This window comes from Rhizobacter sp. P3_B12, from assembly GCF_056402895.1.
Map to the genome: position 1 here is coordinate 1 of NZ_JBFUGN010000581.1, position 3,932 is coordinate 3,932.

5 protein-coding genes are annotated in these 3,932 nt (G+C 65.5%); 2 read left to right on the plus strand and 3 right to left on the minus strand.

Going from position 1 to position 3,932, the window contains the following annotated elements:
* Positions 1-1,024, minus strand: a 1,024-nt coding sequence (gene carB, locus AC1D01_RS24075; RefSeq protein WP_477870831.1) for a carbamoyl-phosphate synthase large subunit, incomplete at its 3' end; no start/stop codon positions are given.
* Positions 1,017-2,186 (minus strand): glutamine-hydrolyzing carbamoyl-phosphate synthase small subunit, encoded by a 1,170-nt coding sequence (gene carA, locus AC1D01_RS24080; protein WP_477870833.1) that lies wholly within the window; start codon positions 2,184-2,186, stop codon positions 1,017-1,019. The genes carA and carB, both read right to left, overlap by 8 nt.
* Before the next feature lie 301 nt (positions 2,187-2,487).
* Here carA and bfr point away from each other — a divergent pair, with 301 nt between their 5' ends.
* Positions 2,488-2,967, plus strand: coding sequence for a bacterioferritin (bfr, locus tag AC1D01_RS24085; protein ID WP_047511512.1), 480 nt, complete (start codon positions 2,488-2,490; stop codon positions 2,965-2,967).
* 119 nt (positions 2,968-3,086) lie between these two features.
* On the plus strand, positions 3,087-3,293 hold the full coding sequence (locus tag AC1D01_RS24090) for a (2Fe-2S)-binding protein (RefSeq protein WP_052213119.1): 207 nt from the start codon (positions 3,087-3,089) through the stop codon (positions 3,291-3,293).
* Here AC1D01_RS24090 and AC1D01_RS24095 read toward each other — a convergent pair whose 3' ends face one another.
* Positions 3,294-3,695, minus strand: a complete 402-nt coding sequence (locus tag AC1D01_RS24095) for a GlcG/HbpS family heme-binding protein (protein ID WP_477870836.1) — start codon at positions 3,693-3,695, stop codon at positions 3,294-3,296. It abuts the gene before it with no gap.
* Positions 3,696-3,932: the final 237 nt, after the last annotated feature.

Sequence of the window (3,932 nt, forward strand, 5' to 3'; positions counted from 1 at the left end):
ACTCATCGAGCGTGTAGCCGATCGCCAGCTTGGCGGCGACCTTCGCGATCGGGAAGCCGGTGGCCTTCGAGGCCAGCGCCGACGAGCGGCTGACGCGCGGGTTCATCTCGATCACGACCATGCGGCCATCGACCGGGTTGATCGAGAACTGCACGTTCGAGCCGCCGGTGTCGACGCCGATCTCGCGCAGGATCGCGATGCTGGCGTTGCGCAGCAGCTGGTATTCCTTGTCGCTCAGCGTCTGTGCCGGCGCCACCGTGATCGAGTCGCCGGTGTGGATGCCCATCGGGTCGAGGTTCTCGATCGAGCAGACGATGATGCAGTTGTCGGCGCGGTCGCGCACGACTTCCATCTCGTACTCTTTCCAGCCGATCAGGCTTTCCTCGATCAGCAGTTCCTTGGTGGGCGACAGGTCGAGGCCGCGCTTGCAGATCTCCTCGAACTCTTCCGGGTTGTAGGCGATGCCGCCGCCAGTGCCGCCGAGCGTGAAGCTCGGGCGGATCACCATCGGGAAGCCGGTGCCGCCGATCTCGGCGGTGATGCGCTTCTGCACGGAGAGCGCCTCTTCCATCGAGTGGGCGATGCCCGAGCGCGCCGAGTGCAGGCCGATGCCGGTCATCGCGTCCTTGAATTTCAGGCGGTCCTCGGCCTTCTCGATCGCCTTCTCGTTCGCGCCGATCATCTCGACGCCGTACTTCGCGAGCACGCCGTGCTTGTGCAGGTCGAGTGCGCAGTTCAGCGCGGTCTGGCCACCCATCGTCGGCAGCACCGCATCGGGGCGCTCCTTCGCGATGATCTTCTCGACCACCTGCCAGGTGATCGGCTCGATGTAGGTGACGTCGGCCATCTCCGGGTCGGTCATGATCGTCGCCGGATTGCTGTTGACGAGGATGACCTTGTAGCCCTCTTCGCGCAGCGCCTTGCAGGCCTGTGCGCCGGAGTAGTCGAACTCGCAGGCCTGGCCGATGATGATCGGACCGGCCCCGATGATGAGGATGGATTTGAGGTCGGCGCGCTTAGGCATTGTTCTTCTCCATCATGGCCGTGAAGCGGTCGAACAGGTAGCCGATGTCATGGGGTCCCGGGGAGGCCTMTGGATGGCCCTGGAAGCAGAAAGCGGGTTTGTCGGTGCGCGCCAGCCCCTGCAGCGTGCCGTCGAACAGGCTGACGTGCGTGGGGCGCAGGTTGGCAGGCAGGCTACCCTCGTCGACCGCGAAGCCGTGGTTCTGGCTCGTGATGCTGACGCGGCCGTTGTCCAGGTCCTTCACCGGGTGGTTCGCGCCGTGGTGGCCGAACTTCATCTTGAAGGTCTTCGCGCCGGAGGCCAGCGCCAGGATCTGGTGGCCCAGGCAGATGCCGAAGGTCGGGATGCCGGTGTCGATCAGCGTGCGCGTCGCGGCGATCGCGTAGTCGCAGGGCTCGGGGTCGCCGGGGCCGTTGCTGAGGAAGATGCCGTCGGGCTTGTACGCGAGCACCTCGGCGGCCGGGGTCTGCGCCGGCACCACGGTCACCTTGCAGCCGCGGCTGGCGAGCATGCGCAGGATGTTGCGCTTGACGCCGTAGTCGTAGGCCACCACGTGGAAGCGCGGATCCTTCAGCGCGCCGTAGCCGTGGCCGAGCGTCCATTCGGTCTCGGTCCAGTCGTAGGGCTTCGTCTCGCTGACGACCTTGGCCAGGTCGAGGCCGGCCATGCTGGGCGCGGCTTTGGCCTTGGCGATCGCGTCGTTGCGGATCGCGTCGGTCACTGCCTGGCCGGCGGCCAGCGTGACGATGCAGCCGTTCTGCGCGCCGCGGGTGCGCAGCACGCGGGTCAGGCGGCGGGTGTCGATGTTGGCGATGGCGACCGTGCCTTCGCGCTGCAGGTACTGCGACAGCGTCATCGTCTGGCGGAAATTCGACGCGAGCAGCGGCAGGTCCTTGATGATCAGGCCGGCTGCGAACACGCGGCTGGCTTCCACATCTTCATCGTTGACACCGTAGTTGCCGATGTGCGGATAGGTCAGCGTGACGATCTGGCGGCAGTAGCTCGGGTCGGTCAGGATTTCCTGATAGCCGGTCAGCGCGGTGTTGAACACCACTTCGCCGATGGTCTCGCCGGGCGCGCCGATCGAGACGCCCTGAAAGACGGTTCCGTCCGCGAGTGCCAGCAGAGCCTGTCCTGGGTTTGTCAGCAGTTGAGGCGGCACACGTATCTCCGTTGGTGCGCGCCCAGCTCTGCTCATCTCGAGCGTCGGACCGGGGAGAAAACTGGGGGAGTTTTCGACAGGAAACGGCGAGGGTTTCGCTGGGGCGGGCGGGTTGCAGGTAAACCGCGGGATTATAGACGAGCTTCGAGGGTTGACCCTGAGCCGCGCAGGCATCACACGAATGCGAGCGATTGCCGCTTGCAACGCGAGCACATCGCTCGGATTTGCGTTTCGTTGCGCGCGGATCGACTCCGATAATGCGCGCTGATCCGACCTCTCACCCAACAAGAAGGAGCCACACATGAAGGGCGACCCGAAAGTCATCGAACACCTGAACGCGCAGCTGAAGAACGAGCTCACCGCGATCAACCAGTACTTCCTGCACTACAGGATGCTGAAGCACTGGGGCCTCGACAAGCTGGCGGCCAAGGAATACGCCGAGTCGATCGGCGAGATGAAGCATGCCGACCAGCTGATGACGCGCATCTTCACGCTCGACGGCCTGCCGAACCTGCAGGACCTGGGCAAGCTGATGGTCGGCGAGGACACCGTCGAGATCCTGCAGTGCGACCTGAAGTCCGAGCAGGGTGCGCAGGCCACCATCAAGGACGGCATCGCCCACTGCGAGACGGTGCGCGACTACGTCTCGCGCGACCTGCTGCAGGGCATCCTCGACGACACCGAGGAGCACATCGACTTCCTGGAGACGCAACTCGACCTGGTGGACAAGGTCGGCCTGCAGAACTACCTCCAGTCACAAATGGGTGAAGTCGAAGCCTGAGCCCCCGTGACCGATTCCTCGCACCCCCGCGGTGCGGGGATGTCCCCAGGCTTGAAGTGCGAATCGTTCTTGTTTAAGATGCCTCATCGGCCCTCGCTCGGCGGCCGGGAGTGCATCTGATGATCGTGTGTGTCTGCGAACGCGTTTCCGACCGGGACATCGAACGGCATGTCCGGGGTGGGTGCGACAGCTTCGACTCCTTGCAGCTGGAAACCGGCGTCGCCACCTGCTGCGGGCGCTGCGAAGACTGTGCCCGCGAGGTGTTCGAGACCGCCACCGGCGCGCAAGGGGGGATGGCCATCATCCCGCTGAAGATCGCTGCCTGATCAGAGCGCCGCGATCCCGGCCTTCGCGACCTGCACGTCCTCGCTCGATTTCACGCCGCTGACGCCCACCGCGCCCACGCACTGGCCCTGCACCAGGATCGGCACGCCGCCTTCGAGCATGCCCTCGAGCGTCGGTGCGCTCAGGAACGCGCTGCGGCCCTGGTTGATCATGTCCTCGTAGACCTTGCTCTCGCGCCGGCCGACCGCCGCGGTGCGGGCCTTGCCCGGGGCGATGTGCGACGAGATCGGCGCCGCGCCGTCCAGCCGCTGCAACCACAGCAGGTGCCCGCCGTCATCGACGACTGCGATCGTCACGGCCCACTGGTTCTTCAAGGCCTCGGCCTCGGCGGCGGCGGCGATGCGCTTCACGTCGTCGAGGGTCAACACGGATTTGCTGTTCATGCGCAGGGGCAGGAGTTGGGAAAGCCGCACTGTAGTGCGATCGCCCCGGCCCGGCCAAGGCCCGCCCGCGCAGGACACCTCTGCGCCGGCGCGGGCCAATCCGGCGCCGGGGCCTCATGTCTTCTCATGTCACATGTAACCGGGAACTACAATGCGCCGTCCGGGTCCATACCCGTGGTTCCACCCCCTGGAGGATTCATGAACGACAACCTGCAAGCCGCCTACGGCGACTACCTC

Coding starts and splice junctions, on each gene's coding strand:
- bfr (WP_047511512.1), top strand. CDS start 2,488: ATGAAGGGCGACCCGAAAGTCATCGAACACCTGAACGCGCAGCTGAAG.
- AC1D01_RS24090 (WP_052213119.1), top strand. CDS start 3,087: ATGATCGTGTGTGTCTGCGAACGCGTTTCCGACCGGGACATCGAACGG.
- AC1D01_RS24095 (WP_477870836.1), bottom strand. CDS start 3,695: ATGAACAGCAAATCCGTGTTGACCCTCGACGACGTGAAGCGCATCGCC.